Here is a 24,702-nt window from a genome sequence, read left to right on the forward strand (position 1 = left end):
AGCGCCGCAGAAATCCCATCGGAGTTCGGATGCTTACCAAAAAAGGTAAATATGGTCTGAAGGCCATGGTTCATCTGGCCGGACGTCCCCCGGGGGAAGCGACGCTCGTTACGGATATCGCCGTGTCGAACGAAATCCCCAAGAAGTTCCTTGATACGATCCTGGGCGAACTGCGCAATGCGGGTTTCGTCAATTCGAAAAAAGGAAAGGGCGGCGGCTATACCTTAGCAAGGCCTCCGCGCGACATTCGCATCGGCCACATCGTTCGCGTTCTAGATGGCCCGCTCGCGCCAATCCAGTGCGCGAGCAAGACCTCCTATCGGCGCTGCGACGATTGCCCGGACGAGAAGCACTGCAGCGTTCGACTCATCATGCTCGAAGCGCGCAACGCGATTGCGACCGTCCTCGATAATCGTACGCTCGCAGAGATGCGAGCGTTGAGCGAAAGCGATGAAGCACATTTGATGTACTATATTTGAGGTCTGCAGCGCCCGAGACGGCCGCCGGGTAACGCTCGAGGCGAGGGCTTCAGGCTTGGAGCGCCTGATCGATAGCCGCTGACACAGCCTCTATCGGCGCCATGCCATTCACGGATCTCAATGCGCCTTTCTTGGCGTAATAGGCTGAGACAGCCGCCGTCTGCGAATGATAAGCGTCGAGGCGTTTCTTGAAGGCCTCTGGATTGTCATCCGCGCGGACGACTTCCCCGCTTGCCGTCATATCCTTGGCGCGTTGCTCGATCCGAGCCAGCAGAGCTGCATCATCGACCTTGAGCTCGATCACCGCATCGAGATCCATGTGTTTTGCATGAAGGATCGCGGTCAAAGCTTCGGCTTGTTTAACCGTTCGCGGGAATCCGTCTAAAATAAATCCAGCTTTGGCGTCCGACGCATCGATGCGCTCAGCGATAATCCCGACGACGGTCTCATCTGACACAAGGCCGCCCGCATCCATAACCGCTTTTGCCGTAAGTCCGATCGGCGTCTTCGCCTTTACCGCCGCGCGCAGCATGTCGCCGGTAGATAGTTGAGGAATTTTGTACTTTTCCTGGAGTCGCGTCGATTGCGTGCCTTTTCCAGCCCCGGGCGGTCCAAGAAATACAAGCCTCATCTACGTCTCCCCCTTAATTTGGCTTTTTTGACCAACCCCTCATATTGGTGCGCCTGGAGATGACCCAAGATCTGCGCCACCGTATCCATAGTGACGCTCACAACGATGAGAAGCGATGTCCCGCCAAAATAGAACGGAAGCGCCGCATAAGAAATAAGCATTTCAGGCAAAAGACAAATCAATGCGAGATAGGCGGCTCCGATAACCGTGATCCGCATCAGGATCGAGTCGATATATTGGGCAGTTCGCTCGCCGGGCCGAATGCCGGGAATGAAGCCGCCATGCTTCTTGAGATTGTCCGCGGTCTCGACCGGATTGAACACAATCGCGGTGTAAAAGAATGAGAAAAAGACGATCAGCGACACATAGAAGATCAGATAAAGCGGCCGACCATGACCGAGATATGTCGAGATGATCCCGATGACGCCGCTCTGATTTTGCGAGAAATTGGCGATAGTCGTCGGCAGCAGCAGAAGCGAGGAAGCGAAAATCGGCGGAATGACGCCAGCCGTGTTCAGCTTGAGAGGAAGAAACGACGTCTGCCCCTCATAAACCTTATTGCCCTGTTGCCGTTTTGGGTAAGTGATCAGCAAGCGCCGCTGCGCCCGCTCCATAAAGACGATGAAGGCGATCACGCCGACCGACATGACCAGTACGGCGATAATCAGACCAGTCGAGATAGCGCCTTGCCGACCGAGCTCCAATGTATTGATGATGGCGGCAGGGAAAGCCGCGACAATGCCGGCGAAAATAATCAGCGACGAGCCGTTGCCGATGCCGCGCGACGTAATCTGCTCGCCGAGCCACATCAAAAACATCGTGCCGCCCATCAGCGTCAGCACTGTAGACAGGCGGAAGAAAAATCCCGGTTCTGTCACGACGCCCGCCTGGCTCTCGAGCCCGACCGATATTCCATAAGCCTGGAATGCCGCAAGAACGACCGTCAGATAGCGGGTGTATTGATTGATGACCTTGCGCCCCGACTCGCCTTCCCTCTTCAACGTTTCCAGCGTCGGAAAGACAGAAGTCAAAAGCTGAATGATGATCGAGGCGGAGATATAAGGCATGATGTTCAGCGCGAAGATGGCCATGCGCTGCACGGCTCCGCCCGAGAACATATTAAATAATTCGAGCACGCCCTGCTTATTGCCGGTGAAATTCGCCTCAAAGGCGGCGGGATCTATGCCCGGCAGCGGGATGTAGGTGCCAAATCGATAAATAATTAGCGCACCGAGCGTAAACCAGATGCGCTTTTTTAGTTCTTCGGCCTTGCCGAACGCGCCCCAGTTTACGTTTGCCGCAAGCTGTTCTGCCGCCGATACCATTCATCGCTCCTCAGGCGCCGCAAGCGCCAGAATGCTTATTTTCAGCCAAAGTCTCGCCCAGCGATTTGCAGGAGCTTGACAAAAAGCCCGCGGACGCCGCGGGCGCTTGTCGGAGCAGCTCAACAACACCCTTATAGGCCAACGGAAAGAGTACTGAAAGGCCGCTTGCCGATCGAACCAATGTTCACAGCTTCTCTTTTGACATTCCTCATTGCGCAACGTCACGCAATGACTGCGAACCGAACGCGCGACAGAAAGCTTTAAACAGCGTCAGCCTCAGGCGCAACCGTCAACAGCCTGATGGAACCGCCGGCCGCCTCGATCGCAGCCACGGCGCTTTTTGACGCTGCGGCGACTTCGAACGTCAGCTTCGCACTGAGCTGGCCGACGCCGAGAATCTTGACGCCGCCGCGCGCTTTTGCGCATACGCCGCTCGCCGTCAGCGCTTCATTGGTAATGACCGCCGCAGCATCAAGCTTGCCGGCGTCCACCGCTTCTTGAATGCGGCCAATATTGACCTGGTTGTAATCGGTCGAAAAAGGATTCCAGAAGCCGCGTTTCGGCAGACGCCGATGCAACGGCATCTGACCGCCTTCAAATCCCTTGATCCGAACGCCGGTTCGCGACTTTTGACCCTTGACCCCGCGTCCGCAGGTCTTGCCCTTGCCGGAGCCAATCCCGCGCCCGACGCGCATACGAACCTTGGATGAACCGGCATTATCGACAATATCATTAAGTTTCATTGTTGTGTCCTCACTCACCGGCGCGCTTACGCGCTCTCGACGATGCGCACGAGATGAGCGACTTTCGCAATCATTCCGCGTATGGCCGGGGTATCATTCAGCGAAGACCGGCGACCGATCTTATTCAGTCCCAGCCCAATCAGAGTAGCGCGTTGCGCCGGCGGCCGGCCAATCGGACTTTTAACCTGTTCTATCGTAAGCTTGGATTGGATGATAGTCATGGAATCCGCTCCCTACCCTTCGCTGACGACTTCGGCTTCGCCGCCTTGGCGACGGGCCTGAAGAGTGGACACTTTGATGCCGCGCCGCGCCGCAACCGACCGCGGAGAATCTTCCTTCTGCAAGGCGTTGAACGTCGCGCGAATCATGTTGTATGGGTTCGACGAACCCTGAGATTTGGCGACGACGTCATGCATGCCGAGCGACTCCAAAATGGCGCGCATCGGACCGCCAGCGATAATGCCGACGCCCGGCGCCGCGGCTCGCAACACCACGCGTCCCGCACCGTGCCGCCCTCTGATGTCGTGGTGCAATGTGCGGCCTTCGCGCAAAGGCACGCGGATCAGCGAGCGTTTCGCCGCCTCGGTCGCCTTGCGGATAGCCTCAGGCACTTCGCGCGCTTTGCCGTGACCAAAGCCAACGCGGCCTTTCTGATCGCCCACGACAACGAGAGCGGCGAAGCCGAACCTGCGACCTCCCTTCACCACTTTGGCGACGCGATTAATATGGACCAAACGGTCCACGAATTCGCTGTCGCGCTCTTCGCGGTCGCGGCCCCGGCCGCCGCCTTCACCTTCACGCGCCATGTTTCTGTTCCATCTTAAATCCAATTTCCATTCCATCCGCTCAGCTCAGCGTCAGAAACTCAGTCCGCCTTCGCGAGCGCCTTCCGCCAGCGCCTTGACGCGGCCATGATACATATAGGCTCCGCGGTCGAACACAACTTCCTTGATGCCAGCCTGCGCCGCTCGCTCTGCTATCAGCTTGCCGACCACTTTGGCCGCTTCGACGTCAGCGCCCGTCTTCAGGCTTTCCCGATTGACTTTCTCAAGCGTTGATGCGGCCGCCAGCGTGCGCCCTGCGGCATCGTCGATAATCTGACAATAAATCTGCTTTGACGAACGGAAAACCGAAAGCCTCGGCTTGCCATAGGCTCGGGCGCGCAGAGAACGCCTAACGCGCGCCTGGCGACGGGCTGTGGCTACATTGTCCTTTGCCATAGGCTTGGCTCCTAATCCTTAATTCAATTACTTCTTCTTGCCTTCCTTGCGGAAGATAAATTCGCCGGCGTATTTGACGCCCTTGCCCTTATAGGGCTCCGGGGGGCGCAGCGCGCGGATTTCAGCGGCTGTCTGCCCGACCTGGCGCTTATCGATCCCGCTCACCGACACTTCTGTGGGCTTGGCAGCGACGATCGCTATTCCCTCCGGAATCGGGAAATTCACGTCATGGCTATAGCCGAGCGACAGCTGCAGATTCTTTCCAGATACGGCCGCCTTGTAGCCGACGCCAGTGATCTCAAGCTTCCGCTCGAAACCCTTCGAAACGCCGATCACGAGATTGTTGACCATAGCGCGCGTCATACCCCATAAGGCTCGCGCCTGCTTGGTGTCGTTCCTTGGGGTCACCGCAATTCCGGTCTCGCCCAACGCAACGCTCACGTCGCTAGGCGCAGTAAACGACAGCGAGCCCTTGCCGCCCTTCACCGAGACTAACTGGCCCTCGACCTTGGCCGTGACGCCGGCCGGAATGACAACCGGCTTCTTTCCGATACGAGACATGATTAAACTTCCTCGGTCTTTCGGTCAGAAGACCTTGCAAAGAACTTCGCCGCCAACATTGGCTTCGCGAGCGGCATGATCAGCCATGACGCCTTTTGGAGTGGAGACGATCGTGATGCCAAGCCCGTTCGCAACGCGCGGCATCGCGTCGACGGCGGCATAAACCCGTCGCCCGGGTTTCGAAACCCGCTGTATCTCCCGAATGACCGGGAAACCGTCGAAGTATTTCAGTTCGATTTCGAACTCGGTCCGGCCATTGCCATATTCCGTAGTCGCATAACCCCGGATATAGCCCTCAGATTGCAGAACATCGAGGACATGGGCCCGAAGCCGCGAACCCGGCGTTTGCACCTTGCCTTTGCGCCGCATCTGCGCATTGCGGATGCGCGTAAGCATATCGCCCAACGGATCGTTGATCGCCATGATCCGTCCCTCCTACCAGCTCGACTTGACAAGACCGGGGATGAGGCCCTGCGAGCCCAATTCCCGCAACGCAATGCGCGACATTTTCATCTTGCGCGTGAAGGCCCGCGGCCGACCCGTGACCTCGCACCGGTTGCGAATGCGTCCGGGAGACGAATTACGCGGCAACTCGGATAATTTGAGCCGAGCCGCAAAACGCTCCTCCACGTTCAAGGTCAAATCGGCGGCAATCGCCTTCAGGCGAGCGCGCCGCGCAGCATATTGCTTGACCAATTTGATCCGGTGCTTGTTTTTCTCGATCGAGCTTGTCTTCGCCATAAACCTCTACCTCTGGTCGCCGCGTCTGAAACGATTCCGTTTCACTGCCGGAACGGGAAGTTAAATGCGCGCAATAGGGCGCGCGCCTCGTCGTCCGATTTTGCCGTGGTGCAAACAATAATATCCATGCCTACGACGCTTTCCGTCTGATCATAGTTGATCTCTGGGAAGATGATATGCTCCTTGATGCCCATCGCGAAATTGCCTCGGCCATCAAAGCTCTTCGGATTCAAACCACGGAAATCCCTGATCCGCGGCAGAGCGATCGTCACGAGACGGTCGAGAAATTCGTACATGCGAGTTGCGCGCAAAGTCACCTTGGCGCCGATCGGCATGTTCTCGCGAACCTTGAATGTCGCGATCGCGTTGCGAGCGCGGGTGATGACAGGCTTTTGGCCCGCGATCAGCCCGAGATCGGCAGCAGCCAACGTCACTTTCTTGGTGTCGTTGACGGCCTCTCCGACGCCCATATTCAGCACGATCTTCTCGATGGTCGGCACTTCAAACAGATTCTTGTAGCCAAACTCTTCGATCAGCTGGGCGCGGATGACCTCTTCATAGTGCTTCTTGAGCCGCGGAGCATAATCTTTCGGCGAACCGAGTTCTCCTGCCGACGCAGTCGCGAACGACGCGCCCTCGCTGCGCGAAGACCCTTCTCCACCAGACTTTTTTGCTTTGGTCGCGGGTTTGGGCGCGCCCTTGCCGTCCTTGGGCCCGGCTCCCTTGCCGCCCTTCCCTGCTTTGGAATCAGCCATCGATCACGTCTCCAGAACGTTTAGCGAAGCGGACCTTACGGCCATCATCGAGAATCTTGAAGCCAACTCGCGTCGGCTGCCCATCCTTGGGATCAGCGACCGCCAAATTGGACAATCGAATCGCCGCCTCTTTCGAGACGATGCCCGCTTCCTGTTGCGGCGTTTGCCGCTGATGCTTCTTCACGAGATTGATCCCGCGAACGATCGCGCGGTCTTCCTTCGGAAGGACCTGCAACACTTCACCCGAACGACCTTTGTCGCGCCCGACCAGCACGACCACTTTGTCGCCTTTCTTGATCTTGGCGGCCATTACAGCACCTCCGGCGCGAGCGAAATGATTTTCATCTGGTTGCGGGCGCGCAATTCACGCGGCACCGGCCCGAAAATGCGGGTGCCGATCGGCTCCGACTGATTATTGATCAAGACCGCAGCATTCGAATCAAAACGGATTACCGAACCATCCGCGCGCTTGATATCCTTGGCGGTGCGAACGACAACCGCCTTCATGACATCGCCTTTCTTGACGCGCCCGCGCGGAATCGCCTCTTTAATCGAGACGACAATGATGTCGCCAACCCCAGCATATCGCCGCTTGGAGCCGCCAAGCACCTTGATGCACATCACGCGGCGCGCGCCGGAATTATCGGCGACCTCGAGGTTGGTCTGCACCTGTATCATCGCATAATACCTTTCTTGCCAGAGCGGTTTCCGAGCGCCGCACCCGCGCTGGACTTCGTCTGAAGGAGGCTCGCCTACTGAGCGTCAAAGAGCAATATTCAACCTCGGGCCGTTCCGGCAGACATCACGATCCACCGCTTCAACTTCGAAATCGGCTTCGTCTCCTCAATGGACACCATATCGCCGACCTTGAAAGCTTTGGTCTCGTCATGCGCGTGATAGTTCTTCGTGCGCCGCACCGTCTTCTTCAAGAGCGGGTGTGTGAAACGGCGCTCCACCTTCACGACAACAGTCTTTTCCTGCTTGTCGCTCACAACGACGCCTTGGAGAATTCGCTTCGGCATAGTCTCTCAAACCTATCTTTCGAACCCTGTGGTCGAACCTTTATTTCACGGACCCTGTGCGCAATTGCGCGGCGATTGTTTTCAATCGAGCAATGTCGCGGCGAACCAACCGCACCCGCGCCGTGTTCTCGAGCTGCCCGGTGGCGCGCTGGAAGCGAAGATTGAACTGCTCTTTCTTGAGGTTCAAAATCTCCTGCTCCATTTGATCGCCAGACATCACCTTAAGGTCGGACAAACGCTGCTTGGCTTTCATGACCGATCCTCTCCTATTCCTGAATGCGCTGCACGAATCGCGTCTTGATCGGCAATTTGGCCGAAGCAAGCAGCAGAGCCTCGCGCGCCAACTCAACGGGCACGCCATCGAGTTCGAACATGATGCGGCCAGGCGCAACGCGAACAATCCACAATTCCGGAGCGCCCTTGCCCTTACCCATACGCACTTCGGTCGGCTTCTTCGACACTGGCACATCTGGGAAAATGCGAATCCAGACGCGACCGGCCCGCTTCATATGACGCGTCATGGCGCGACGAGCGGCCTCGATCTGGCGCGCGGTGATCCGCTCGGGTTCGAGCGCCTTCAGGCCGAATTGCCCGAAGTTCAGTTCGAATCCAGCCTTCGAGGCGCCGTGAATGCGGCCCTTAAAGGCTTTCCGGAATTTGGTGCGCTTGGGTTGCAGCATAATTCAAAAACTCTCAGGTGATTCAATCGCGCTCAGGCGGCATCGCGGTCGCGTCGACGTCTTTCGCCGCCGCCGCCCGAATGATCCTGTTCGCTCATCTTTTTGTCTTGCGCCATCGGATCATGCTCAAGAATCTCGCCCTTGAAGATCCACACCTTGATGCCGCATGTTCCGTACGCCGTATGCGCCGTGGCGGTGCCGTAGTCGATATCCGCACGCAGAGTGTGCAGCGGAACGCGCCCCTCGCGGTACCATTCGACGCGGGCGATCTCCGCGCCGCCAAGACGGCCGCCGCAGTTGATCCGAATGCCCTCTGCTCCAAGCCGCATGGCGGACTGAACGGCCCGCTTCATCGCGCGCCGGAAAGCGACGCGTCGCTCCAGCTGCTGCGCAATCGAATCCGCGACCAGAACCGCATCGATCTCGGGCTTGCGCACCTCGACGATGTTGATCAAAACTTCAGAGTCCGTCATCTTCGCGACAAGCTTGCGAATCTTGTCGATATCGGCGCCTTTTTTGCCGATAACGACGCCAGGACGCGCCGAATGAATCGTCACGCGGCACTTCTTGTGCGGACGTTCAATAATGATCTTCGACACCGCGGCTTGCTTAAGGGTCTTCATCAGCGCCGCGCGGATCGCAATGTCCTCATGCAACAGCTTGCCGTACTCGCCTTTGCCTGCGAACCAACGTGAATCCCAAGTCCGGTTGATGCCGAGCCTAAGGCCGATTGGGTTGACTTTCTGTCCCATCTTCTCTCCTCAGGCCCCTGCTGCAGCGGCGCTGACTTCGCGCAAAACAATCGTCAAATGCGAAAACGGCTTCTGGACGCGGCCAGACCGACCACGCGCATGCGCGCTGAAACGCTTCATCACCAAGCCTCTGCCGACATAAGCCTCGGCGACGACAAGGTCATCGACATCAAGGCTGTGATTGTTTTCAGCATTGGCGATCGCGCTCTCCAACGTCTTTCTCACTTCGAAAGCTATTCGCTTGCGCGAAAACTCGAGATCAGCCAAAGCCTTATCGACCTTCTTGCCGCGAATAAGCTGCGCCAGAAGGTTCAGCTTTTGCGGGCTGATCCGCAACATCCGAGCTACGGCTTTGGCTTCGTTGTCTTTGAGCGCCCGCGGCGTTTTCTCCTTGGACATGATTAGCCTCTCCTGGCTTTCTTGTCGGCCGCGTGGCCATGGAAGGTCCGCGTCGGGGAAAACTCACCGAATTTATGCCCAATCATTTCCTCGGTCACATTCACCGGAATATGCTTGTGGCCATTGTAGACGCCAAACGTCAGCCCAACGAATTGCGGCAAAATAGTAGAGCGCCGGCTCCAGATTTTGATAATTTCGGAACGTCCAGTACTCCGCGAGGCATCTGCTTTCTTCAGCATATAGCCGTCGACGAACGGACCTTTCCAGATCGACCGAGCCATGATCAGCCCTTCTTCTTGCTTTTGTGACGCGAGGTCACGATGAATTTCCCAGTGGTCTTATTCGAGCGCGTCTTCATGCCCTTTGTATGCTTGCCCCATGGCGTCACAGGATGCCGCCCAGCTGAAGTGCGGCCTTCGCCGCCGCCATGCGGGTGGTCGATCGGGTTCATGGAAATGCCGCGGTTGTGCGGCATGCGGCCAAGCCAACGACTACGTCCGGCCTTACCGATGTTCGTATTCATATGATCGGGGTTGGACACTGCGCCGACGGTTGCGAAGCATTGTCCGTGAATTAGCCGCTGCTCCCCGGAGTTAAGGCGAATAACGACATAGCCCTGATCGCGACCGACGACCTGCGCGTAGTTTCCGGCCGTGCGCACCATCGCGCCGCCTTTGCCGATCTTCATTTCGATATTATGCACGATCGTGCCGACCGGCATGTTGGCGAGCGCCATCGCATTGCCAGGCTTCACGTCCGCCTGCATCGACGAGATCACCTCATCTCCAACAGCGAGCCGCTGCGGGGCAATGATGTAAGCCAGCTCATCATCCGCATAACGAATCAGCGCAATGAAAGATGTCCGGTTCGGATCATATTCAATCCGCTCGACCTTCGCCGGAATGTCGAGCTTCCGCCGCTTGAAATCGATAATCCGATAGCTTTGCTTATGACCGCCGCCGTGAAAGCGCACGGTGATCCTGCCAGTGTTGTTGCGCCCGCCCGTCGACGGCTTACCCTCGGTAAGCCGCTTCACCGGCTTACCCTTGTACAGCGCGCTGCGATCGACGATCACGAGCTCGCGAAGGCTCGGCGTGGTCGGTTTGAACGTCTTCAGTGCCATTGCCGCAATCCCTAATTCTCTCAAAGACCAGTCGTGACGTCGATCTTGTGACCATCGGCGAGGGTCACAACCGCTTTTTTCACGTCCGATTGAACGCCGCGCACACCTTTGAAGGTTTTTCTCTTGCCTTTGCGAATCAACGTGTTGACGCCGGCAACCTTGACGTCAAACAGACGCTCCACGGCCGCCTTGATCTCCGCCTTCGTCGAGTTCTTCCGAACTTTGAAGACGACTTGATTTGCTTCCGACGCCAACGTTGCCTTTTCGGTGATCACCGGGGCTATGATGACATCGTAATGATGCGCATTCAGCGCAAGTTTCGATCCGCTCATTTGAAGCGAGCCTCCAGTGCATCGATCGCCGCCCTGGTGAGAACGAGCTTTTTCCGGCGAAGAATGTCGTAAACATTGATGCCCTGCACCGGCAGCACGTCAATTTGCGGAATGTTCCGAGCAGCCAGGCAAAAATTCACTTCCGGCTCCGCGCCGTCGATGATCAGAGCGTTGGTCAGCCCAAGCTTGGCGAAGCTCGCCTTCAGTCCCTTGGTCTTTGCGTCCTCAACCTTCGCATCGGACCAGACGATAATGCCGCCATCCTGAGCCTTGGCCGAAAGCGCATGCTTCAGAGCCAGCGCGCGCACCTTCTTCGGCAGATCATGGGCATGCGAACGCACAAGCGGACCGAAGGCGCGGCCACCGCCGCGAAACTGCGGAACCCGCGCAGAACCATGCCGCGCGTTGCCGGTGCCCTTCTGCTTGTACATTTTCTTGCCGGTTCGCGAAATCTCTCCGCGTCCCTTAACCTTATGCGTGCCGGCGCGCCGCTTTGCGAGCTGATAGCGCACCATGCGCGCAATCAAGTCTTGGCGTGGGGCAAGCCCAAAAATTGCATCGTCGAGTTCGATCGACCCAGTGGCGTCGCCCTCGAGAGAAGTAATATCGATCTTCACGAGCGAGCCTCCGTCCCGGCTTCGGCGACATCGCCAGACTCAACGCTGGGCAAACGATACTTGCCAGGCTTCGGCGCATCTTTCGGCAACGCCTTCTTGACGGCGTCGCAAATGAAGATCCAACCACCCGCAACGCCAGGCACCGCGCCTTCAACCAAAATCAAGCCGCGTTCGATATCGAGTTGAACAACGCGCAGATTTTGCGTCGTCACTCTCGCGGTTCCCATATGCCCGGCCATCTTCTTGTTTTTGAAGACCCTGCCAGGATCCTGCCGGCCGCCGGTAGAACCGTGCGACCGATGCGACACCGACACGCCATGTGTTGCGCGAAGGCCGCCAAAGTTCCAGCGCTTCATTGCGCCGGCAAAGCCCTTACCGATGCTGTTTCCCGTCACATCGACGAATTGACCGACGACGAAATGATCCGCCGTGATCTCTGCGCCCACGGGAAGCAACGCTTCTTCCTCGACGCGGAACTCGGCAAGCTTCATTTTCGGCTCGACCTTGGCGACAGCAAAGCGAGTGCGCTCCGCCTTCGAGACGTTCTTGACCTTAGCGCGGCCGATGCCGAGCTGAAGCGCCGTATAGCCGTTCTGTTCCTTGGTCCGATGCGCGACAACTTGACAGCCATCGAGCTTCAAAACCGTAACCGGAACATGCTCGCCGACGTCGCTGAAGACGCGGGTCATGCCGACCTTTTGTGCGATGACACCTGACCGCATTGTTCAATCCTTAAAGACCCGATCGCCGGCACAGCCAGTTGTGGGTTTCATCAACTAAAAAAGCCCGCTCGCGCTAAAGCTTGATCTCCACATCGACGCCCGCGGCAAGATCGAGTTTCATCAACGCATCCACCGTTTGCGGCGTCGGATCGACGATATCGAGCACTCTTTTATGGGTGCGGATTTCGAACTGCTCACGCGACTTCTTATCGACATGCGGCGACCGGTTCACCGTGAACTTCTCGATCTTCGTCGGCAGCGGAATAGGGCCACGAACCTGGGCGCCCGTCCGCTTGGCCGTCGAGACAATCTCTTTCGTCGAAGAATCAAGGATTCGATGATCGAATGCTTTGAGGCGAATGCGGATATTCTGGCCGTTCATCAATTCGTTCCCTTTAGGCCGGCGTCCGATAATCCGGCTCGCTGGCTTAACGCTGTTCCTCGACGCTTCCGTAGGCTGGCGCGGCTACGCGCCAGCCTCGGCGCTCACATCAACTTCAACGCCTCGGCGTCAGTCAGTAATCGACGCAACGACCCCTGCGCCCACCGTGCGACCGCCTTCGCGAATAGCAAAGCGCAGCTTTTCTTCCATCGCGATCGGCACAATGAGCTCGACATCCATTGTCACGTTATCGCCCGGCATCACCATTTCCGTGCCCTCAGGAAGGGTCACGACGCCAGTCACGTCCGTGGTGCGGAAATAAAACTGCGGACGGTAGTTCGTGAAGAACGGCGTATGCCGTCCACCTTCGTCCTTGGTCAAAATATAGGCTTCCGCCTTGAACTTGGTGTGCGGCTTCACTGAACCCGGCTTGCACAAGACCTGACCGCGCTCAACGTCTTCGCGCTTGGTGCCGCGCAACAGAGCGCCGATGTTGTCGCCAGCCTGGCCCTGATCGAGCAGCTTGCGGAACATTTCAACGCCGGTCACAACCGTCTTCACGGTGGGCTTCAATCCGACGATTTCAATTTCCTCGCCGACCTTGACGATGCCGCGCTCGACGCGGCCAGTCACAACCGTGCCGCGACCAGAGATCGAGAACACGTCTTCAACCGGCATCAGGAAGGGCAGATCAACCGGGCGATCAGGCTGCGGAATATAGGCGTCAACCGTATCCATCAACGCCAGAACAGCATCATGTCCGATCTCGGGGCTGCGACCTTCCAGCGTGCAGAGCGCCGATCCCTTGGTGATCGGAATATCGTCTCCAGGGAAGTCATACTTCGACAGCAACTCGCGAACCTCGAGCTCGACAAGTTCGAGCAGCTCGGCGTCGTCGACCATGTCGACCTTATTCATGAACACGACAAGCGCCGGCACGCCGACCTGACGAGCGAGCAGGATATGCTCGCGAGTCTGCGGCATCGGACCGTCAGCCGCCGAGACGACGAGAATAGCGCCATCCATCTGCGCCGCGCCGGTGATCATGTTCTTCACATAGTCGGCGTGGCCAGGGCAGTCGACATGCGCGTAATGGCGCTTCTTGGTCTCGTATTCGACGTGAGCGGTCGAGATCGTAATGCCGCGCGCCTTTTCTTCGGGCGCCCTATCGATCTGATCATAAGCCGTGTAAACCGCCCCGCCGGATTCGGCCAAGACTTTTGTAATAGCAGCGGTCAGCGACGTCTTGCCATGATCGACATGGCCAATCGTGCCAATGTTGCAATGCGGCTTATTCCGCTGAAACTTTTCCTTGCCCATAGTCCGGCTCCTCTAGAATCTTTAGCGCGTGGCTCGCAGCTAGGCGTATTTGGCCTGTACCTTTGCGGCTTCGCCCGCGGGGACCTGCTCATAATGATCGAATTGCATCGTGTAGTTCGCACGGCCCTGACTGAAGGACCGCAATTGATTGACGTAACCAAACATGTTGGCCAGCGGCACCATCGCATTGATGATCACCGCATTGCCGCGCATATCCTGACCTTGCACCTGGCCGCGCCGTCCGAGCAGATCGCCCATGACCGAACCGGTGTAGTCTTCCGGCGTGGTCACTTCAACTTTCATGATCGGCTCCAGCAGCACGGAACCGCCTTTTTGCAAAGCTTCGCGGAATGCTGCGCGCGCGGCGATTTCGAAGGCGAGCACCGAGGAATCGACGTCATGGAAGCCGCCGTCCATCAGCGTCGCCTTGACGTCCACCACCGGGAAGCCGGCGAGAATGCCCGACCCCATCACGCTGTTGATGCCTTTTTCAACGCCGGGAACAAATTCCTTCGGCACTGAACCGCCAACAACTTTGGACTCGAAGCTATTGCCCTGCCCCGCTGCGTTCGGCTCGAACACAATAATGACGCGAGCGAATTGGCCCGTGCCGCCGGTCTGCTTCTTATGCGTATAGTCGATCTCAACGCGCTTGGTCAGACGCTCGCGATAGGCGACTTGCGGCGCACCAATATTAGCATCGACCTTATAGGTGCGGCGCAAAATATCGACTTTAATGTCGAGATGAAGCTCTCCCATTCCCTTTAGAATGGTCTGGCCAGATTCCTGGTCGGTCGAGACGCGGAAGGAAGGATCCTCGGCCGCCAGCTTCGCCAAGGCGAGGCCTAGCTTTTCCTGATCGCCCTTGGATTTCGGCTCGATCGCGATCTCGATGACCGGCTCCGGGAACTCCATGCGCTCGAGAATGACCGGCTTGTTAACATCGCACAAAGTATCTCCCGTGCGAGTGTCCTTCAAACCAGCGAGCGCAACGATGTCGCCCGAATAGGCTTCCTTGATGTCTTCGCGATTGTTCGCATGCATAAGAAGCATGCGCCCGACCCGTTCCTTCTTGTCTTTGGTCGAATTGAGGACAGTCGTGCCCGTATCGATATGACCCGAATAGACGCGCGCGAAGGTGAGCGTGCCGACAAAAGGATCATCCATGATCTTGAAGGCGAGCATGGAGAACGCTTCTTCGTCCCTCGGCAGGCGCAAAATCTCTGCGCCTGTGTCGACGTCGACGCCCTTGATCGCCTCACGATCGACGGGCGATGGCAAGTAATCGACGACAGCATCCAGCAAGGGCTGAACGCCCTTATTTTTGAAGGCGGAACCGCAGAGAACTGGAATGAAAGTAATATAACGAACCGCCTTGCGCAGAAGGCGCTTCAAGGTCGCCTCATCCGGCTCGACGCCATCCAAATACGAAGCCATTACGTCATCGTCGAGCTCGACTGCGGCTTCCAATAGAATATGGCGGTATTCGGCGGCTTGTTCCTTGAGGTTTTCCGGAATCTCGGCGTCGGAATATTTGGCGCCAAGCGCTTCATCTTCCCAGACAACCGCTTTCATGCGGACAAGATCGATAATGCCTTTGAAATCGGACTCTGAGCCAATCGGCAATTGAATGCAGATCGGACGGCCGCCGACTTTGGTCTTGATGTCGTCGACGCAGATAAAAAAATCCGCGCCGATCTTGTCCATTTTATTGACGAAAACGATGCGAGGAACGTGATATTTGTCGGCTTGACGCCATACGGTCTCGGTTTGCGGCTCAACCCCCTGATTGCCGTCGAGCACGCATACCGCGCCGTCAAGCACGCGCAGCGAACGCTCGACTTCGATGGTGAAATCGACGTGGCCGGGCGTATCGATAATGTTCAGACGCTTGCCGTTCCAGAAGGTCGTCGTCGCGGCGGAGGTGATCGTAATGCCACGCTCCTGCTCCTGCTCCATCCAGTCCATGGTCGCAGCGCCGTCGTGCACTTCGCCGATTTTATGCGATTTGCCGGAATAATAGAGAATCCGCTCCGTCGTCGTCGTCTTGCCCGCGTCAATATGGGCCATGATGCCGAAGTTACGGTAATCCTCGATAGCGTGAGTGCGAGGCATGAATAAATCCCTTCAAGCGCGAAACGCTTAAGCCTTTTCTACCACCGATAATGCGAGAAAGCGCGGTTGGCTTCCGCCATACGATGCGTGTCTTCCCGCTTCTTAACTGCGTTGCCGCGATTGTTGGCGGCATCCATCAATTCGGCCGAAAGGCGATCAACCATCGTCTTGTCGTTGCGTCCTCTGGCTGCGGTGATGATCCAGCGAATGGCGAGCGCCTGGCGCCTCTCCATGCGAACCTCAACCGGAACCTGATAGGTCGCGCCGCCGACGCGGCGAGAGCGAACTTCAATCGCCGGTGCCACGTTTTCGAGCGCCTGCTTGAACACGCCAAGCGGCTCCGTGCGGGTTTTCTGCCCGATGATGTCGAAGGCGTCGTACACAATCGCTTCGGCGACCGACTTCTTGCCATCATACATGATCGAGTTCATGAACTTCGTGAGAATGATATCTCCGAATTTCGCATCCGGAATCACTTCCCGCTTTTCAGCGCTGTGGCGGCGAGACATCGTTTGGCTCCGTCCAAATTCACTTCAAATCGCGGTTGAGAATAGCCGCTTGTCTTCCAAAAGGCGCTTCGGCGCGCGTTACTTCGGCCGCTTGGTGCCGTATTTCGAACGGCGCTGCTTGCGGTTCTTGACGCCCTGCGCATCGAGCACGCCGCGCAGAATGTGATAGCGGACGCCGGGCAGATCCTTGACGCGGCCGCCGCGGATCATGACCACCGAGTGCTCCTGCAAATTATGCCCCTCGCCAGGAATATAACCAATGACCTCAAAGCCATTGGTCAGACGCACCTTGGCGACTTTCCGCAAAGCCGAGTTCGGCTTTTTCGGGGTCGTTGTATAGACGCGCGTGCAGACGCCGCGCTTTTGCGGGCAAGCTTGGAGATGGCGGGCTTTTTCGCGGTAAACTGAGTCTACTCGCGGCTTGCGGATCAATTGACTGATCGTCGGCATCTTAGTCTTTCTCAAACGATTGAAGACGAGGGCGCGTTTGCCCTTGCCTGAACGCGGCGTCGCCAAATTCGGCCCCACTAAGACCGACCGACGTGCAAAAACGCAGAACGGTCAGCGCCAATAGCCTATTCTGGCTTTCGGCGCTGTGGACTTGTGCAGAGGACCGCAGAAAACCACGGTCTTGACTCTCTTTGATCCAAGGCAAGCCTTGAATCGTAATGTGACATTTCAGTCGCTGGATCCGACAGCGTTTAGGTTTTTAAAGGTTCAGGACGTGACGCCCCGAAACGAAAGACCTACTGCCTGTCTGAGGTGGGCGGAACTTAGTGACGTCACGATAACACGTCAACCCCTTTTGGCGCCAAAATATGCTTTCGGCTTTTAATTTGGTTTTTCAATGCGTTGCATACCGCCCATATAGGGTCGCAGCGCCTCTGGCACGACAATCGAGCCATCCTCGCACTGATAATTCTCAAGAATCGCGACCAGCGCACGGCCAACGGCGACCCCGGATCCGTTGAGCGTGTGTACGAATCGGGTGTTTTTAGCGCCGTCCGGGCGATAGCGGGCGTTCATGCGCCTTGCCTGGAAATCACCGCAGACGGAGACCGACGAAATTTCGCGATAGCGATCCTGCCCTGGCAGCCAGACCTCGATATCATAGGTTTTTTGCGAGGCGAAACCCATGTCGCCGGTGCACAGCGTGACGACGCGGTAGGCAAGGCCCAGACGTTTGAGCACCTCCTCCGCACAAACCAGCATCCGCTCATGCTCCACCAGCGACTGCTCCGGCGTTGTAATCGACACCAGCTCGACTTTGGCGAACTGATGCTGGCGAATCATGCCGCGCGTGTCGCGCCCGGCCGATCCCGCCTCGGCGCGAAAGCACGGCGTGCAGGCGGTAAAGCGCAGCGGAAGCTCTTTTTCGTCTAGAATCGACTCGCGGACGAGGTTTGTGAGCGGGACCTCGGCGGTGGGAATGAGCCAGTATTTTTCTGCCAACTTGACGTCAAGGGCGCCAATCTCCGCCGGCTCGTCGTTCGTCTCGTAACGCTCCGCCACAGTTCGATGGATCGCTTCGTTGATCGCTTCATTTCTTGTTGCGAGAAACTGATCATCCCGAAACTTCGGCAGTTGCGCGGTGCCGAACATCGCCTCGTCCTTCACGATGATCGGCGGATTGACCTCCGTAAAATCATGCTCCCCCGTGTGCAGATCGAGCATGAAGGCCCCTAGCGCCCGCTCCAGACGCGCCAGCGGCCCCTTGTTCACGACGAAGCGGGCGCCGGACAGTTTGGCCGCAGTCCCGAAATCCATAAGGCCCAGAGCCTCGCCAAGCTCAAAATGTTCTTTTGGCTTGAATGCAAACTTCGGCGGCTCGCCGACTCGCCGAAGCTCGGGGTTGTCGTTTTCATCCTTGCCATAGGGCGCATCCTCGAGGGGAAGATTAGGAATCTCCGACAAAGCTTTGTCGAGCGCCTCGCTCGCGCGCCGCTCCTCGGCTTCGAACGCTGGTAGGCGCGTCTTCAGTTCGGCGACCTCCGCCTTCAAAGCGTCGGCCCTGGTTGCATCCTTCGCGGCCATGGCTTGGCCGATTTCCTTCGACGCCGCGTTGCGACGTTCCTGTCCAGCCTGCGATTTGAGGATCGCGGCGCGGCGCAGGTCATCAAGGGTCAGCAGCTTTTCGGCCAGAGGCTCAAGCCCCCGCCTCCGCCGTCCCTCATCAAAAACATCGGGATTATCGCGAATCCATTTGATATCATACATTAAATTTATCCAACTTCTGGCGCGCCCCACAAATCGGAAGGGCGCTCCAAAAATGCCTCACGTTCCCGGCGTCTGCGCTGCGCTGCGCTTCTTTTCCATCACGGCGACGGTCAAAATGGAGAGCTCGTAGAGAAGCAAGGCAGGAGCGGCAAGCGCCAACATCGAAAAAATGTCCGGCGGCGTCAGAACCGCCGCCACCACAAAGACGAGCACGACGGCATAGCGGCGCTTGTCGCGCAGAAAAGCCGAATCGATGATTCCGACCTGCCCCAAAAGTGTTAGCACCACCGGCAATTGGAAGGTTACGCCAAACGCAAAGATCAAGGTCATGATCAAGGACAGATATTCGCTGACGCGCGGCAAAAGCTCGATCTGAGCGCGGCCGGGCTCCTTGGCCTGCTGCATGCCGATGAAAAAATGAAGTAGATTCGGCATCACTACGAAGTAGACCAGCAGCGCGCCAAGGGCGAAAAAAACCGGCGTCGCATAGAGATAAGGAGCGAAAGCTTTGCGTTCGTGCTTGTAGAGCCCCGGCGCTACAAAGGCGTAGATCTGCGCGAAGATGATTGGACAGGCGAGGAAGGCCGCAGCAAAAATCGCGACCCTGATCTGCGTGAAGAAATATTCCTGCGGCGCGGTATAGATCAAGCGGGCGTCTGGACCCGCCACATGCTGAAAGGGCACCAGAAGAATATTATAAATGTCTTTGGCGAAAAAGAAGCAGATGACGAACATCGCCAGAAAAGCGACGACCGCCTTGATGAGCCGCGCGCGCAGCTCGATCAGGTGGTCCATCAAAGGGGCTTTGGTCGCCTCGATATCGGCGTCAGTCATCGAGGGCACGTCGGCGTACGCATAATGGCGGAATTCCTATCGGCGCTTTCGTGGCGGGCGCCGCAAACCGTGCCCCCGCCCGCAGAATAACAAACCCGGCGCAGCAGGAAAGTCACCCGTTGTCTTGCGATATTGTTTTTTTCGCCTTCGCGACATCGGCGTTGAGTGGAGGCGCCGTCCGCATCTCGGCTTCAAGGGCGCTCGCCAAAGCTTCCATTTCGGCGTCAATTGCGTTCGCAGCCGGCTCCTCCCGATGCGGCGTAGCGCTAGCGTCCGATTCGGCAACTGACGGCGCGACGCCCAGGGCAAGCGGCGAGTCGGATTCTTCTACCGATGCTTCAGGAAAGTGCGGCAGAGCGACGGAATTCAGGGACGAATCGGCATGGGGGGCCGCCAATTCCGGCGCGCTCACGGCCGCCGAAGGGCTCGCCGCGGCGATTCCGTCTATGGCGTCCGTGAGCTGGCGCTTCACATCCGAAACAGGGTTGAAAGCCAAATCCGTCTTGGCGCCTTCGGCGAGCTTTGCGACATCGGCCTTAATATCGGCAAGGTCGGCCTCCCGCACGGCCTCCATAAACTGGCCCTGAAATTCGGCCGCCATGCGCCGCATCTTACCTACCGCCTGACCGAGCTGGCGCAGGACGCGTGGAAGTTCCTTGGGACCAATGACGATCAACGCCACGATCCCGATGATGATGAGTTTGCCGGCGTCGAAATCGAACATGAAGAGACGTCGCCCGAGCGTGCTCGCGATCCTAAGAATCGCTGACAACTCTGCCCTTGTCGTTATGTCAGCTGCGCGCTAAGGATTAGCCTACCTTGCGAGTCTCAGAAACCTTGGCCGGATCACTGACAATTTGATGGTCGATGCCCCGAATGGCCGGCTCGCTCGGACGCAAAGACTCGGTTTTTTCATCGTCTTCAGCCATGCCTTTTTTGAACGATTTTATACCTTTGGCGACATCGCCCATGATATCTGAAATCTTACCCTTGCCGCCGAACACGAGAAGGACGACTGCGCCCACCATAAGCCAGTGCCAGATCGAAAGACCGCCCATTGGGCAAACTCCGTAATTAAGCCAACCTGCGCCGCCTGGGCGCGCAAGGGCATGAACTTATGCCCCCACCAGCGCAAAAACAAGCAAGGCCGCAGTATTTTTGAGACCGTAAGGCATAAACTCTAATGAACGTGGAAAATAATGCTCATTCCGTATAATTGTGGATTAAGATATTTGTCTGCAAAATGGCGGTCAGCCGTGGGAGCTATCGACGAGGATGGTAGACAAAGTAAATATCCTAATCGTTGATGACGAGCCGGGGATCCGCGAAGTCATCGAAGAATATTTGAAGCTGCATGGCTTCAGGGTCGCGCCCGACGAGACTGGCTCCGGGGTTCGCGCCAGCGCCGCTGAGCCGACGACCGATCTCCTCGTGCTTGATCTCGCAGCGCCGGGCCAGGATGGTCTGGCGCTCACGCGTTGGTTGCGGGATCGGGGCGATATTGGATTCGTCAAAGTTCATACGGTTCTCAGGCATCCAAGCCCCCGAGTCAGCCCCAGGCCGCGGCCCAGCGTCGCAAGCTGGAATTCGCGCGGGGTCTTTCAGGATAGAAAGGCGATAACGCGCAAGATCGCCGCCATAATGGCGGCCGACGTCGCCTCCTACTCGCGGCTCGTCGCCGAGGACGAGGAAGAGACGCTGCACGTCCTCGCCGACTATCGCGAAGTTTTCGAGGATTTCGTCGATCGCTATGGCGGCCGGATTTTCAATACCGCAGGCGACTCCGTCATGTCCGAGTTCACTTCGGCAGTCGAGGCGATGCGCGCCGCGATCGACATTCAAGAGGCTCTGCGAACCCGCAATCTCGCTCATCCGCCGAACCGGTGGCTGCAGTTCCGAATCGGAATTACCATCGCGGATGTGGTCGAACGCCGTGGAGAGCTCCTCGGCGATGGCGTCAATCTCGCGGCGCGGCTTGAAAGCTTGGCCGAGCCAGGCGGGATTTGCATCTCTCGCTCAGTTCACGAGTCGGTGGCCAATAAGGTTTCGGTGATCTTCCGCGACATCGGTCAACAGGAGGTCAAAAACATACCTACTCCCGTTCATGCCTTCGTGGTCGATTGGTCTAGCTCGACGGCCAGTCCTCAACAGCTAATTTAGCTGCGAACTCCAGCCGGCGTCGCCTCGGACGAGGCGACGCTGGGAGTGTGAACGCGATAAGCGACAAAGATTTAGCAAGCGCTAGATTTTACGCCGCGGCCGCAAGAAGGGATTTCAGCGAAACTGATTCGTCCGCAAGATCTCGCGCGCTCGCCTTCATTCTTTCCCCGACCAGGCGTTTTGAAGCCATGAACTCAGACGGCCGATTGACGGCGTCGGCAGCAATGACTTCGCCATTCTTGAGATAGAAGGCGATGAAGGAAGACCCTTGCGTCGAGCCGCGGATCGCCAACTCGTCATAGCCATCCGAAAGGCCGACCATTTGCAGCTTGAGATCATATTGGTCCGACCAGAACCAGGGGGCGACCGCGGGAGGATTTGGCCTGCCTGTCATGACCGCAGCCACAGTGCGCGCCTGTTCGAGCGCATTCGGAACTGATTCGAGCCGCACCTTTCGCTGCAAAAATCCATGCCGGCCATGGGCGGAACAATCGCCGATGGCGAAAATATCGGGATCGTTGGTGCGGGAGCAATCATCGACGAGGATTCCTCCATCGACAATCAGGCCAGCTTGTTCGGCAAGTTGCGTGTTGGGAGAAAGGCCAATTCCGACGAGAACGAAGTCGGCGGGGATGGACAGATCGTCGCCGCATCGCACCGCGCCAACCAGCTTGCCATCCGGACCCGCGCTAAATCCGCTCACGGCGACGCCAGTGCGGATTTCGACGCCGGCTTCGCGATGGAATCGCTCGTAGAAAGCTGACAGCTCGGGCGCGGTCACCCTCGCGAGCACGCGCGGCGCGCCTTCCAGCACGGTTGTTTTGAGGCCGCGCTTGACGGCGACAGCGGCGACCTCCAGACCGACATAGCCGCCGCCCACAATGACGAGGCGGCGCCCCGCCTGAAGTTGCGGTCGCAAGGCTTCGACGTCGGCAATGCTGCGGAGGTAGAAAATATTGCCAAGACGGGCGCCGGGGACATCGAGTTCGCGAGCCCTTCCGCCGGTTGCTATGACCAACTTGTCATAAGCCTGCGTTTGGCCTCCCTCCAGCAGAAGCCGTTTGGAGCTTCGATCAATCCTATCGACGCGAAGACCAAGCCGGACCTCCACATTGGCCGTCTCATAAGCGATGGGCGCTTTGTAGATCAGCGCGTCGGCTCCTATGTCGCCGGCGAGATAAGCCTTGGACAGAGGCGGCCGCATGTAAGGCAGATGCGGTTCATCGCCAAAAAGAACGATTCGGCCCTCGAAGCGATTTTGTCGCAGCAGCGTCGAGACTTCCCCGCCAGCTTGGCCTGCGCCAATGATAACGACGGTGGATGCAGCGCTGAGCTCTGTTGCTTGTGACACGATTCTCAATGTCTCCTTCTATCGGCCAGAGGGATATTGGCCGACGAGCGAAGCTACAGAGGCCAAGTTTCGGAAGAGGTCAAATCATCTTTCGACCGACGTGACGAGCCAGCTCCGTCACCGTCGGGTTGGGGTAAGCTTATTTACGCAATCTAGAGATGGAACAAAATAAGGCGTTTTAAGTTGTGGCGTCAGTGTGCGCTGCGGCGTTGGAAAATGAATCTCGCCCTCCCAAAACCGTAGTTTGGACAAACTCATTTGCAAGACTTTCAACAATGGGCAGGTAGAAAAATACCAAAAATGAACAGGATGCTGAAAAACGGCGACCTTCTCCCTGTGGAGGTATCGCCTTGCCTAAGCAGGTTCGAGACGCCCGACGCTGGATTGCGCGGTCGGTCCGCGGTCCACGTCCAATTTGGCCATAAGCTGCGAACGGTGTTTGAAGTGCCAACCGTTCAAAGCCAATCGGACCGCTTCCAGTTTCTGCTGGAAGAGATCAAAGCAAAGCTCAACGATAAGCTCTAAGGCGATTGTGTACGGCTTGGTGGCCCCCTCAAACCGATCGCATCGTGCGTTCTCTTTCTTGAAGCTAGCCATCTCAGAAAGCGCCTCGGCATTCGAACCTAGGCGTTTCTCGCGTGATGATTGGTGTTGCGCCGCTTAAGCAGGAGGCGGCCGACTTGGGCGGCCTTTGCTTAGGCCTGCGCTCAAGTTTCACCAGCCTCGCACGCCCCTCTCTTAGGCGCGCCCTACCGCTAAGCGTTGCGCCTTCAATTTGGCGAAGTCCTCACCGGCATGATGGGAGGAGCGCGTCAACGGCGAAGCGGAGACCAGAAGAAAGCCTTTTGCGCGCGCGATGTCCGCATAAGAAGCGAATTCGTCTGGAGTGACGAAACGCGCCACAGCATGATGCTTTTTGGTCGGCTGCAAATATTGCCCGATCGTCATGAAATCCACTTCAGCGCTGCGGAGATCATCCATCAGCTGCAGCACCTCATGGCGCTCCTCGCCAAGGCCGACCATGATTCCGGATTTGGTGAAGATCGTCGGATCGAGTTCTTTTGCTCTTTGCAACAAACGGATCGAATGGAAATAGCGCGCGCCGGGGCGAACCGTCAGATATTTGGACGCGACCGTTTCAAGATTATGATTGAACACATCGGGCTTGGCGGTGATCACAACTTCCAGCGCGCCTTGCTTGCGCAGGAAATCCGGCGTCAGAATTTCGATCGTGGTTTTGCTGCTGGCTTTGCGGATCGCGGCAATGACATCCGCAAAATGTCTAGCCCCGCCGTCGGCAAGATCGTCGCGATCGACGGATGTCACAACGACATGGGCGAGCCCGAGTTTTGCGACCGCATCGGCGACGCGAGCTGGCTCGCTCGCATCAAGACCGCGCGGCAGGCCGGTTTTGACGTTACAGAAGGCGCAGGCGCGCGTGCAGGTGTCGCCCATGATCATGAAGGTCGCGTGCTTTTTCGCCCAGCACTCGCCGATGTTTGGACAGCCTGCTTCCTCGCATACGGTGACGAGCTTGTGGTCCTTGACGATCTTCTGCGTCTCGGCCCATGCCGGCGAGCCGGGAGCCTTGACCCTGATCCAGTCCGGCTTGCGCAGCGTCGGCTGATCGGGCCGATGCGCCTTTTCCGGATGCCGGATCGCCGCCTTTACATGCGCCGGGTCAAGGAGATCGGATGCATCCGTCATTGCGC

The 24,702-nt window shown here is 57.6% G+C and carries 35 protein-coding genes and 2 pseudogenes; 4 read left to right on the forward strand and 33 right to left on the reverse strand.

What is annotated here, in order from left to right; all coding sequences use genetic code 11:
* Positions 1 to 29 precede the first annotated feature (29 nt).
* Complete coding sequence (locus tag WDN46_16885) at positions 30 to 479, forward strand: Rrf2 family transcriptional regulator (GenBank protein ID MEJ0095026.1); 450 nt, start codon at positions 30 to 32, stop codon at positions 477 to 479.
* Positions 480 to 528: 49 nt separating this feature from the next.
* Here WDN46_16885 and WDN46_16890 read toward each other — a convergent pair whose 3' ends face one another.
* The 31 genes from WDN46_16890 to WDN46_17040 all read right to left on the reverse strand — a co-directional run bounded on the left by WDN46_16890 (position 529) and on the right by WDN46_17040 (position 20,537).
* Positions 529 to 1,110, reverse strand: coding sequence for an adenylate kinase (locus tag WDN46_16890; protein MEJ0095027.1), 582 nt, complete (start codon positions 1,108 to 1,110; stop codon positions 529 to 531).
* Positions 1,107 to 2,435: a preprotein translocase subunit SecY gene (secY, locus tag WDN46_16895; protein MEJ0095028.1), complete on the reverse strand. Its 1,329-nt coding sequence runs from the start codon at positions 2,433 to 2,435 to the stop codon at positions 1,107 to 1,109. Before secY ends, WDN46_16890 begins: the two co-directional genes overlap by 4 nt.
* A 260-nt stretch (positions 2,436 to 2,695) precedes the next feature.
* The gene (gene rplO, locus WDN46_16900) at positions 2,696 to 3,178 is read right to left on the reverse strand and encodes a 50S ribosomal protein L15 (GenBank protein ID MEJ0095029.1); all 483 of its coding nucleotides are present in this window, start codon (positions 3,176 to 3,178) and stop codon (positions 2,696 to 2,698) included.
* Between the two features lie 26 nt (positions 3,179 to 3,204).
* Positions 3,205 to 3,399: a 50S ribosomal protein L30 gene (gene rpmD, locus WDN46_16905; protein ID MEJ0095030.1), complete on the reverse strand. Its 195-nt coding sequence runs from the start codon at positions 3,397 to 3,399 to the stop codon at positions 3,205 to 3,207.
* 12 nt (positions 3,400 to 3,411) lie between these two features.
* Complete coding sequence (gene rpsE / locus WDN46_16910) at positions 3,412 to 3,984, reverse strand: 30S ribosomal protein S5 (GenBank protein ID MEJ0095031.1); 573 nt, start codon at positions 3,982 to 3,984, stop codon at positions 3,412 to 3,414.
* A gap of 51 nt (positions 3,985 to 4,035) precedes the next feature.
* A complete protein-coding gene (gene rplR, locus WDN46_16915) occupies positions 4,036 to 4,398 on the reverse strand; it encodes a 50S ribosomal protein L18 (protein MEJ0095032.1) in 363 nt (120 codons plus the stop codon).
* Positions 4,399 to 4,425: 27 nt separating this feature from the next.
* Positions 4,426 to 4,959, reverse strand: a complete 534-nt coding sequence (gene rplF, locus WDN46_16920; protein ID MEJ0095033.1) for a 50S ribosomal protein L6 — start codon at positions 4,957 to 4,959, stop codon at positions 4,426 to 4,428.
* 24 nt (positions 4,960 to 4,983) lie between these two features.
* Entirely contained in the window at positions 4,984 to 5,382 is a 399-nt protein-coding gene (gene rpsH / locus WDN46_16925; protein MEJ0095034.1) for a 30S ribosomal protein S8, read from the reverse strand.
* Between the two features lie 12 nt (positions 5,383 to 5,394).
* Positions 5,395 to 5,700: a 30S ribosomal protein S14 gene (rpsN, locus tag WDN46_16930; protein MEJ0095035.1), complete on the reverse strand. Its 306-nt coding sequence runs from the start codon at positions 5,698 to 5,700 to the stop codon at positions 5,395 to 5,397.
* A 41-nt stretch (positions 5,701 to 5,741) separates the two neighbouring features.
* Positions 5,742 to 6,455, reverse strand: coding sequence for a 50S ribosomal protein L5 (rplE, locus tag WDN46_16935; GenBank protein ID MEJ0095036.1), 714 nt, complete (start codon positions 6,453 to 6,455; stop codon positions 5,742 to 5,744).
* A complete protein-coding gene (gene rplX / locus WDN46_16940; GenBank protein MEJ0095037.1) occupies positions 6,448 to 6,765 on the reverse strand; it encodes a 50S ribosomal protein L24 in 318 nt (105 codons plus the stop codon). Before rplX ends, rplE begins: the two co-directional genes overlap by 8 nt.
* On the reverse strand, positions 6,765 to 7,133 hold the full coding sequence (rplN, locus tag WDN46_16945; GenBank protein ID MEJ0095038.1) for a 50S ribosomal protein L14: 369 nt from the start codon (positions 7,131 to 7,133) through the stop codon (positions 6,765 to 6,767). Before rplN ends, rplX begins: the two co-directional genes overlap by 1 nt.
* 98 nt (positions 7,134 to 7,231) lie before the next feature.
* A complete protein-coding gene (rpsQ, locus tag WDN46_16950) occupies positions 7,232 to 7,477 on the reverse strand; it encodes a 30S ribosomal protein S17 (protein MEJ0095039.1) in 246 nt (81 codons plus the stop codon).
* A gap of 40 nt (positions 7,478 to 7,517) precedes the next feature.
* A complete protein-coding gene (rpmC, locus tag WDN46_16955) occupies positions 7,518 to 7,730 on the reverse strand; it encodes a 50S ribosomal protein L29 (GenBank protein ID MEJ0095040.1) in 213 nt (70 codons plus the stop codon).
* Positions 7,731 to 7,743: 13 nt separating this feature from the next.
* The gene (gene rplP, locus WDN46_16960) at positions 7,744 to 8,157 is read right to left on the reverse strand and encodes a 50S ribosomal protein L16 (protein ID MEJ0095041.1); all 414 of its coding nucleotides are present in this window, start codon (positions 8,155 to 8,157) and stop codon (positions 7,744 to 7,746) included.
* 32 nt (positions 8,158 to 8,189) lie between these two features.
* Positions 8,190 to 8,909, reverse strand: coding sequence for a 30S ribosomal protein S3 (gene rpsC / locus WDN46_16965; protein ID MEJ0095042.1), 720 nt, complete (start codon positions 8,907 to 8,909; stop codon positions 8,190 to 8,192).
* Positions 8,910 to 8,918: 9 nt separating this feature from the next.
* The gene (gene rplV / locus WDN46_16970) at positions 8,919 to 9,308 is read right to left on the reverse strand and encodes a 50S ribosomal protein L22 (GenBank protein MEJ0095043.1); all 390 of its coding nucleotides are present in this window, start codon (positions 9,306 to 9,308) and stop codon (positions 8,919 to 8,921) included.
* A gap of 2 nt (positions 9,309 to 9,310) precedes the next feature.
* Entirely contained in the window at positions 9,311 to 9,589 is a 279-nt protein-coding gene (rpsS, locus tag WDN46_16975; GenBank protein MEJ0095044.1) for a 30S ribosomal protein S19, read from the reverse strand.
* A 2-nt stretch (positions 9,590 to 9,591) separates the two neighbouring features.
* Positions 9,592 to 10,431, reverse strand: coding sequence for a 50S ribosomal protein L2 (rplB, locus tag WDN46_16980; GenBank protein MEJ0095045.1), 840 nt, complete (start codon positions 10,429 to 10,431; stop codon positions 9,592 to 9,594).
* A 20-nt stretch (positions 10,432 to 10,451) separates the two neighbouring features.
* Positions 10,452 to 10,763 carry a 50S ribosomal protein L23 gene (locus WDN46_16985; GenBank protein ID MEJ0095046.1) on the reverse strand — a complete coding sequence of 104 codons (312 nt, stop codon included), beginning with the start codon at positions 10,761 to 10,763 and terminating at the stop codon, positions 10,452 to 10,454.
* The gene (rplD, locus tag WDN46_16990) at positions 10,760 to 11,380 is read right to left on the reverse strand and encodes a 50S ribosomal protein L4 (protein MEJ0095047.1); all 621 of its coding nucleotides are present in this window, start codon (positions 11,378 to 11,380) and stop codon (positions 10,760 to 10,762) included. Before rplD ends, WDN46_16985 begins: the two co-directional genes overlap by 4 nt.
* Positions 11,377 to 12,102: a 50S ribosomal protein L3 gene (rplC, locus tag WDN46_16995; protein ID MEJ0095048.1), complete on the reverse strand. Its 726-nt coding sequence runs from the start codon at positions 12,100 to 12,102 to the stop codon at positions 11,377 to 11,379. Before rplC ends, rplD begins: the two co-directional genes overlap by 4 nt.
* A gap of 73 nt (positions 12,103 to 12,175) precedes the next feature.
* Positions 12,176 to 12,484 carry a 30S ribosomal protein S10 gene (rpsJ, locus tag WDN46_17000; protein ID MEJ0095049.1) on the reverse strand — a complete coding sequence of 103 codons (309 nt, stop codon included), beginning with the start codon at positions 12,482 to 12,484 and terminating at the stop codon, positions 12,176 to 12,178.
* 129 nt (positions 12,485 to 12,613) lie between these two features.
* A complete protein-coding gene (gene tuf / locus WDN46_17005; GenBank protein MEJ0095050.1) occupies positions 12,614 to 13,804 on the reverse strand; it encodes an elongation factor Tu in 1,191 nt (396 codons plus the stop codon).
* A 39-nt stretch (positions 13,805 to 13,843) separates the two neighbouring features.
* Entirely contained in the window at positions 13,844 to 15,919 is a 2,076-nt protein-coding gene (gene fusA / locus WDN46_17010) for an elongation factor G (GenBank protein MEJ0095051.1), read from the reverse strand.
* 38 nt (positions 15,920 to 15,957) lie between these two features.
* Positions 15,958 to 16,428, reverse strand: a complete 471-nt coding sequence (gene rpsG, locus WDN46_17015) for a 30S ribosomal protein S7 (GenBank protein MEJ0095052.1) — start codon at positions 16,426 to 16,428, stop codon at positions 15,958 to 15,960.
* A gap of 78 nt (positions 16,429 to 16,506) precedes the next feature.
* The gene (gene rpsL / locus WDN46_17020) at positions 16,507 to 16,878 is read right to left on the reverse strand and encodes a 30S ribosomal protein S12 (GenBank protein MEJ0095053.1); all 372 of its coding nucleotides are present in this window, start codon (positions 16,876 to 16,878) and stop codon (positions 16,507 to 16,509) included.
* A 381-nt stretch (positions 16,879 to 17,259) separates the two neighbouring features.
* On the reverse strand, positions 17,260 to 18,645 hold the full coding sequence (serS, locus tag WDN46_17025) for a serine--tRNA ligase (GenBank protein ID MEJ0095054.1): 1,386 nt from the start codon (positions 18,643 to 18,645) through the stop codon (positions 17,260 to 17,262).
* A 57-nt stretch (positions 18,646 to 18,702) separates the two neighbouring features.
* Positions 18,703 to 19,479, reverse strand: a complete 777-nt coding sequence (tatC, locus tag WDN46_17030; protein MEJ0095055.1) for a twin-arginine translocase subunit TatC — start codon at positions 19,477 to 19,479, stop codon at positions 18,703 to 18,705.
* A gap of 112 nt (positions 19,480 to 19,591) precedes the next feature.
* Positions 19,592 to 20,251, reverse strand: a complete 660-nt coding sequence (locus WDN46_17035) for a twin-arginine translocase TatA/TatE family subunit (GenBank protein ID MEJ0095056.1) — start codon at positions 20,249 to 20,251, stop codon at positions 19,592 to 19,594.
* A 37-nt stretch (positions 20,252 to 20,288) separates the two neighbouring features.
* On the reverse strand, positions 20,289 to 20,537 hold the full coding sequence (locus WDN46_17040; GenBank protein ID MEJ0095057.1) for a twin-arginine translocase TatA/TatE family subunit: 249 nt from the start codon (positions 20,535 to 20,537) through the stop codon (positions 20,289 to 20,291).
* 217 nt (positions 20,538 to 20,754) lie between these two features.
* Here WDN46_17040 and WDN46_17045 point away from each other — a divergent pair.
* Together WDN46_17045 and WDN46_17050 are read left to right on the forward strand one after the other, a co-directional pair.
* A pseudogene (locus WDN46_17045) lies at positions 20,755 to 20,967 on the forward strand (response regulator).
* A 129-nt stretch (positions 20,968 to 21,096) separates the two neighbouring features.
* A pseudogene (locus tag WDN46_17050) lies at positions 21,097 to 21,597 on the forward strand (adenylate/guanylate cyclase domain-containing protein).
* A gap of 130 nt (positions 21,598 to 21,727) precedes the next feature.
* On the opposite strand, the gene WDN46_17055 reads toward WDN46_17050, so the two are convergent.
* On the reverse strand, positions 21,728 to 22,990 hold the full coding sequence (locus tag WDN46_17055; GenBank protein ID MEJ0095058.1) for an FAD-dependent oxidoreductase: 1,263 nt from the start codon (positions 22,988 to 22,990) through the stop codon (positions 21,728 to 21,730).
* A 300-nt stretch (positions 22,991 to 23,290) separates the two neighbouring features.
* On the opposite strand from WDN46_17055, the gene WDN46_17060 reads away from it, so the two are divergent.
* On the forward strand, positions 23,291 to 23,515 hold the full coding sequence (locus WDN46_17060; GenBank protein ID MEJ0095059.1) for a hypothetical protein: 225 nt from the start codon (positions 23,291 to 23,293) through the stop codon (positions 23,513 to 23,515).
* Positions 23,516 to 23,728: 213 nt separating this feature from the next.
* Here the strand turns inward: WDN46_17060 and lipA are convergent, their stop codons facing one another.
* Complete coding sequence (gene lipA / locus WDN46_17065) at positions 23,729 to 24,697, reverse strand: lipoyl synthase (protein MEJ0095060.1); 969 nt, start codon at positions 24,695 to 24,697, stop codon at positions 23,729 to 23,731.
* Between the last annotated feature and the right edge of the window lie 5 nt (positions 24,698 to 24,702).

This window comes from Methylocella sp., assembly GCA_037200525.1.
In the GTDB taxonomy this organism is placed as follows: Bacteria; Pseudomonadota; Alphaproteobacteria; order Rhizobiales; family Beijerinckiaceae; genus Methylocapsa.

Bases quoted from the DNA above. Each gene is read 5' to 3' on its own strand.
- rplC (MEJ0095048.1), bottom strand. From the start codon at position 12,102: ATGCGGTCAGGTGTCATCGCACAAAAGGTCGGCATGACCCGCGTCTTC.
- rpsG (MEJ0095052.1), bottom strand. From the start codon at position 16,428: ATGTCTCGCCGCCACAGCGCTGAAAAGCGGGAAGTGATTCCGGATGCG.
- fusA (MEJ0095051.1), bottom strand. From the start codon at position 15,919: ATGCCTCGCACTCACGCTATCGAGGATTACCGTAACTTCGGCATCATG.
- rpsJ (MEJ0095049.1), bottom strand. From the start codon at position 12,484: ATGAACGGCCAGAATATCCGCATTCGCCTCAAAGCATTCGATCATCGA.
- rpsC (MEJ0095042.1), bottom strand. From the start codon at position 8,909: ATGGGACAGAAAGTCAACCCAATCGGCCTTAGGCTCGGCATCAACCGG.
- tatC (MEJ0095055.1), bottom strand. From the start codon at position 19,479: ATGACTGACGCCGATATCGAGGCGACCAAAGCCCCTTTGATGGACCAC.
- lipA (MEJ0095060.1), bottom strand. From the start codon at position 24,697: ATGACGGATGCATCCGATCTCCTTGACCCGGCGCATGTAAAGGCGGCG.
- rpsN (MEJ0095035.1), bottom strand. From the start codon at position 5,700: ATGGCGAAGACAAGCTCGATCGAGAAAAACAAGCACCGGATCAAATTG.
- rpsE (MEJ0095031.1), bottom strand. From the start codon at position 3,984: ATGGCGCGTGAAGGTGAAGGCGGCGGCCGGGGCCGCGACCGCGAAGAG.
- rplX (MEJ0095037.1), bottom strand. From the start codon at position 6,765: ATGGCCGCCAAGATCAAGAAAGGCGACAAAGTGGTCGTGCTGGTCGGG.
- rplN (MEJ0095038.1), bottom strand. From the start codon at position 7,133: ATGATACAGGTGCAGACCAACCTCGAGGTCGCCGATAATTCCGGCGCG.
- WDN46_16985 (MEJ0095046.1), bottom strand. From the start codon at position 10,763: ATGAGCGGATCGAAACTTGCGCTGAATGCGCATCATTACGATGTCATC.
- WDN46_16890 (MEJ0095027.1), bottom strand. From the start codon at position 1,110: ATGAGGCTTGTATTTCTTGGACCGCCCGGGGCTGGAAAAGGCACGCAA.
- rpsH (MEJ0095034.1), bottom strand. From the start codon at position 5,382: ATGGCGATCAACGATCCGTTGGGCGATATGCTTACGCGCATCCGCAAT.
- rplO (MEJ0095029.1), bottom strand. From the start codon at position 3,178: ATGAAACTTAATGATATTGTCGATAATGCCGGTTCATCCAAGGTTCGT.
- WDN46_17040 (MEJ0095057.1), bottom strand. From the start codon at position 20,537: ATGGGCGGTCTTTCGATCTGGCACTGGCTTATGGTGGGCGCAGTCGTC.
- serS (MEJ0095054.1), bottom strand. From the start codon at position 18,645: ATGTATGATATCAAATGGATTCGCGATAATCCCGATGTTTTTGATGAG.
- rplR (MEJ0095032.1), bottom strand. From the start codon at position 4,398: ATGGCAAAGGACAATGTAGCCACAGCCCGTCGCCAGGCGCGCGTTAGG.
- rplP (MEJ0095041.1), bottom strand. From the start codon at position 8,157: ATGCTGCAACCCAAGCGCACCAAATTCCGGAAAGCCTTTAAGGGCCGC.
- WDN46_16885 (MEJ0095026.1), top strand. From the start codon at position 30: ATGCTTACCAAAAAAGGTAAATATGGTCTGAAGGCCATGGTTCATCTG.
- rplF (MEJ0095033.1), bottom strand. From the start codon at position 4,959: ATGTCTCGTATCGGAAAGAAGCCGGTTGTCATTCCGGCCGGCGTCACG.
- WDN46_17060 (MEJ0095059.1), top strand. From the start codon at position 23,291: ATGAACAGGATGCTGAAAAACGGCGACCTTCTCCCTGTGGAGGTATCG.
- rpmC (MEJ0095040.1), bottom strand. From the start codon at position 7,730: ATGAAAGCCAAGCAGCGTTTGTCCGACCTTAAGGTGATGTCTGGCGAT.
- tuf (MEJ0095050.1), bottom strand. From the start codon at position 13,804: ATGGGCAAGGAAAAGTTTCAGCGGAATAAGCCGCATTGCAACATTGGC.
- rplE (MEJ0095036.1), bottom strand. From the start codon at position 6,455: ATGGCTGATTCCAAAGCAGGGAAGGGCGGCAAGGGAGCCGGGCCCAAG.
- secY (MEJ0095028.1), bottom strand. From the start codon at position 2,435: ATGGTATCGGCGGCAGAACAGCTTGCGGCAAACGTAAACTGGGGCGCG.
- rpsQ (MEJ0095039.1), bottom strand. From the start codon at position 7,477: ATGCCGAAGCGAATTCTCCAAGGCGTCGTTGTGAGCGACAAGCAGGAA.
- rpmD (MEJ0095030.1), bottom strand. From the start codon at position 3,399: ATGACTATCATCCAATCCAAGCTTACGATAGAACAGGTTAAAAGTCCG.
- rplV (MEJ0095043.1), bottom strand. From the start codon at position 9,308: ATGTCCAAGGAGAAAACGCCGCGGGCGCTCAAAGACAACGAAGCCAAA.
- rpsL (MEJ0095053.1), bottom strand. From the start codon at position 16,878: ATGCCGACGATCAGTCAATTGATCCGCAAGCCGCGAGTAGACTCAGTT.
- rplB (MEJ0095045.1), bottom strand. From the start codon at position 10,431: ATGGCACTGAAGACGTTCAAACCGACCACGCCGAGCCTTCGCGAGCTC.
- rpsS (MEJ0095044.1), bottom strand. From the start codon at position 9,589: ATGGCTCGGTCGATCTGGAAAGGTCCGTTCGTCGACGGCTATATGCTG.